Source organism: Streptomyces sp. NPDC060027 (genome assembly GCF_042737005.1).
Taxonomy (GTDB): Bacteria; Actinomycetota; Actinomycetes; order Streptomycetales; family Streptomycetaceae; genus Streptomyces.
The window spans coordinates 1-4,105 of sequence record NZ_JBHWVI010000390.1 but is presented as its reverse complement, the minus strand read 5'-3'; the positions used below and the strand labels follow the sequence as shown (position 1 = coordinate 4,105).

Here is a 4,105-nt window from a genome sequence, read left to right as displayed (position 1 = left end):
CCACCGTCACCGATTTCGCCAGGTTCCGAGGCTGGTCCACCTCGTTCCCGCGGGCGGTGGCCAGCTCGCACGCGAAGACCTGCAGCGGGACCGTCGCCACCAGCGGCTGCAGCAGTGTCGGCGTGGCCGGGATGCGGATCAGGTGGTCGGCGTAGGGGACGACCGCCTCGTCGCCCTCCTCCGCGATCACGATCGTGCGGGCGCCCCGGGCCCTGATCTCCTGGATGTTGGAGACGATCTTGTCGTAGAGGACGGACCGGCCCCGAGGCGACGGCACGATCACCACCACCGGCAGATCCTCCTCGATCAGCGCGATCGGGCCGTGCTTCAGCTCGCCCGCCGCGAAGCCCTCGGCGTGCATGTACGCCAGCTCCTTGAGCTTCAACGCGCCTTCGAGGGCGACCGGATAGCCCACGTGGCGGCCGAGGAACAGCACCGTGTCCTTGTCGGCGAGGGAGCGCGCGAGCTCCCGTACGGGTTCCATCGTCTCCAGGACCCGCTCGACCTCGCGGGAGATGCGGGACAGCTCCCGGATCACGGCCTGGATCTCGTCGCCCCACTTGGTGCCGCGTACCTGGCCCAGGTACAGCGCCACGAGGTAGCAGGCCACGAGCTGGGTCAGGAAGGCCTTGGTGGAGGCGACGGCGACCTCGGGGCCGGCGTGCGTGTACAGCACCGCGTCGGACTCGCGCGGGATCGTCGAGCCGTTGGTGTTGCAGATCGCGAGCACCTTGGCGCCCTGCTCACGGGCGTGCCGCAGCGCCATCAGCGTGTCCATGGTCTCGCCGGACTGCGAGATCGCGATGACGAGCGTACGGCGGTCCAGGATCGGGTCCCGGTATCGGAACTCGCTGGCCAGCTCCACCTCGCACGGGATGCGCGTCCAGTGCTCGATGGCGTACTTGGCGATCAGTCCGGCGTGGAAGGCGGTCCCGCAGGCGATGATGACGACCTTGTCGATCTCGCGCAGCACCTGGACCGGGATGCGCACCTCGTCGAGCGTCAGCGAACCGGCCGCGTCGATCCGCCCCAGCAGGGTGTCGGCGACCGCCTTGGGCTGCTCGGCGATCTCCTTGAGCATGAAGTAGTCGTAGCCGCCCTTCTCCGCCGCCGACGCGTCCCAGTCGACGTGGTACGAGCGGACCTCGGCGGGGCTGCCGTCGAAGCCGGTGACGGTCACGCCGTCCCGGCGCAGCTCGACCACCTGGTCCTGCCCCAGTTCGATCGCCGACCGGGTGTGGGCGATGAACGCCGCGACGTCCGAGGCGAGGAAGGCCTCGCCCTCTCCGACACCGACCACCAGCGGCGAGTTCCGGCGCGCCCCCACGACCACGTCCGGATCGTCGGCGTCCACCGCGACCAGCGTGAACGCGCCCTCGAGACGACGGCACACCAGCCGCATCGCCTCCGCCAGGTCCGCGCACGAGGAGAACTCCTCGGCGAGCAGATGGGCGACCACCTCGGTGTCCGTCTCGGAGGCCAGGTCGTGGCCCCGCTCGGCCAGTTCGGCGCGGAGCACCGCGAAGTTCTCGATGATGCCGTTGTGGACGACGGCGACCCGGCCCGCGTTGTCGAGGTGCGGATGGGCGTTGGCGTCCGTGGGTCCCCCGTGGGTGGCCCAGCGGGTGTGCCCGATCCCCGTCGTTCCGGCCGGCAGCGGCCGGCCGCCGAGCTCCTTCTCCAGGTTGACCAGTTTCCCGGCCCTCTTCGCGACGGCGAGACCCCCGTCCGCCAGGACGGCGACACCCGCCGAGTCGTATCCCCGGTACTCGAGCCTCTTCAGTCCGGCCATCACCACGTCGAGCGCCGACTGCGACCCCACATAACCCACGATTCCGCACATGGCGGCAGCGTACGGTCCCCCGGCCGTCCGAATCAGGCTCACCGTGCCCGATATCGGAAATTCTGGCGCCCTTGGCGACGGCCGCCGGGCTCCCCGGACCCGTCCGGGGTCACCCGGCGTGACGGACCCCACCCTCCATCCCGTCCATACTCCCGTAACAATGGACTGTGATCTCTCCGGTCTCCTCGTTGCCGCGGAGCGCCCACCGGTCCAAGCCGGAGGCGACTCCCTACGTCGACCTCACCCGTGCCGAGTGGAGCGCGCTGCGCGAAAAGACGCCGCTCCCGCTCAACGCCGAGGAGGTCGAGAAGCTGCGCGGTCTGGGCGATGTCATCGACCTCGACGAGGTGCGGGACATCTATCTGCCGCTGTCCAGACTGCTGAATCTCTACGTCGGCGCCACCGACGGCCTCCGGGGTGCTCTGAACACCTTCCTCGGTGAGAAGGGCTCGCAGTCCGGCACCCCGTTCGTCATAGGCGTCGCCGGTTCCGTGGCCGTCGGCAAGTCCACCGTCGCCCGACTGCTCCAGGCACTGCTCTCCCGCTGGCCCGAGCACCCCCGGGTCGAGCTGGTCACCACGGACGGCTTCCTGCTCCCCACCAAGGAGCTCGAGGCGCGCGGGCTGATGTCCCGCAAGGGCTTCCCCGAGTCGTACGACCGCCGGGCCCTGACCCGGTTCGTCGCCGACATCAAGGCGGGCAAGGGCGAGGTGACGGCCCCCGTCTACTCGCATCTGATCTACGACATCGTGCCCGGCGACCGGCTCACGGTCCGCCGCCCCGACATCCTCATCGTCGAGGGCCTGAACGTGCTGCAGCCGGCCCTGCCCGGCAAGGACGGCCGCACCCGCGTCGGCCTCGCGGACTACTTCGACTTCAGCGTGTACGTCGACGCCCGCCCCGAGGACATCGAGCGCTGGTACCTGAACCGCTTCCGCAAGCTCCGCGCGACCGCCTTCCAGAAGCCCGACTCGTACTTCCGCAAGTACACCCAGGTCTCGGAGGAGGAAGCCCTCGACTACGCCCGCACGACCTGGCGCACCATCAACAAGCCCAACCTGCTGGAGAACGTGGCCCCCACCCGGGGCCGGGCGACCCTCGTCGTGCGCAAGGGCCCGGACCACAAGGTGCAGCGCCTGAGCCTGCGCAAGCTGTAGTCCCCCACCGGCGTCCTCCGTGGGGGTCCCTCACGGCCGCCCGGCAGGAACCGCCGTACGGCCGCCCCGTACGGACGACTACTCTGCGCCCATGCTGCACCTACGACTGATCACTCCCGCCGACCGGACCGACGCCGTGGTACGCCTGATCGAGAAGACGGTCGGCACCACGCACCTCGTCGTGATCCCGGGTGCAGCCCGCAATCCGGCGGGCGATGTCGTGATGTGCGACGTAGCGCGCGAGGCGGGCGACGAACTCATCGGCGCGCTCCGGGAGTCGGGGCTCGACCGGACCGGTTCGATCGCCGTCGAGACCATCGACCTGTCGCTGTCGGAGCGGGCCGACAAGGCGGAGGAGGAGGCACCGGGCGAGGGCGCGGACGCGGTGCTGTGGGAGCAGTTGAGGGACGCGACGCACGAGGAGTCGACGCTCAACGTCACCTATCTCGCGTTCCTCACCGTGGCCACGATGCTGGCGGCCTGCGGTGTGATGCTCGACAACGCGATCCTGATCGTCGGCGCGATGGCCGTGGGCCCGGAGTTCGGACCGCTGGCCGGCATCTGCACGGCGCTGGTGGAGCGCGCCCCGCACCTGGTGTGGCGGTCGCTGTGGGCGCTGCTCGCCGGTTTCGCGGCGGCCATGGTCATGACCGCGGGCTTCAGCTGGCTGATGGACGTCTTCGGGCTGTTCGAGAAGTCCATGGTGGAGGCGGCCCGGCCGAACACGGCGTTCATCTGGAAGCCGGACTGGATGTCGTTCGTGGTGGCGTTCCTCGCCGGGATCGCCGGGACGCTGTCCCTCACCTCCGCCAAGTCGGGCGCCCTGATCGGCGTCGCGATCTCGGTGACGACGGTCCCGGCCGCCGCGAACGCCGCCGTGGCCCTCAGCTACACGGACTACGCCCAGACCTGGGGATCCACCAAGCAGCTGCTGTTCAACCTGCTCGGCATCGTGGTCGCCGGCACACTCACGCTGCTCGCCCAGAAGTGGTTCTGGGCGATGCAGCGCAAGCGGCAGGTCGCCCGCCCTGACCCCGCCGGGTAGCGAGGCCGCCCGGCGGAAGCACCCGCCGCACAACAGCCGTGAGGCCCGGCACCCCTGGGG

Annotated in this window: 3 protein-coding genes; 2 read left to right on the top strand and 1 reads right to left on the bottom strand. The window is 70.1% G+C overall.

The features are described from left to right. On the bottom strand, nucleotides 1-1,843 hold a 1,843-nt coding region (gene glmS / locus ACFWBT_RS42120), incomplete at its 3' end, for a glutamine--fructose-6-phosphate transaminase (isomerizing) (protein ID WP_385709864.1). 167 nt (nucleotides 1,844-2,010) lie between these two features. On the opposite strand from glmS, the gene coaA reads away from it, so the two are divergent. Together coaA and ACFWBT_RS42110 are read left to right on the top strand one after the other, a co-directional pair. Continuing rightward, on the top strand, nucleotides 2,011-3,000 hold the full coding sequence (gene coaA, locus ACFWBT_RS42115) for a type I pantothenate kinase (protein ID WP_266761778.1): 990 nt from the start codon (nucleotides 2,011-2,013) through the stop codon (nucleotides 2,998-3,000). A 91-nt stretch (nucleotides 3,001-3,091) separates the two neighbouring features. Next, nucleotides 3,092-4,045, top strand: a complete 954-nt coding sequence (locus ACFWBT_RS42110) for a DUF389 domain-containing protein (protein WP_385709860.1) — start codon at nucleotides 3,092-3,094, stop codon at nucleotides 4,043-4,045. Nucleotides 4,046-4,105 lie beyond the last annotated feature (60 nt).

What these genes read in the sequence shown, in the direction of transcription:
- ACFWBT_RS42110 (WP_385709860.1), top strand. Translation starts at nt 3,092, where the DNA reads ATGCTGCACCTACGACTGATCACTCCCGCCGACCGGACCGACGCCGTG.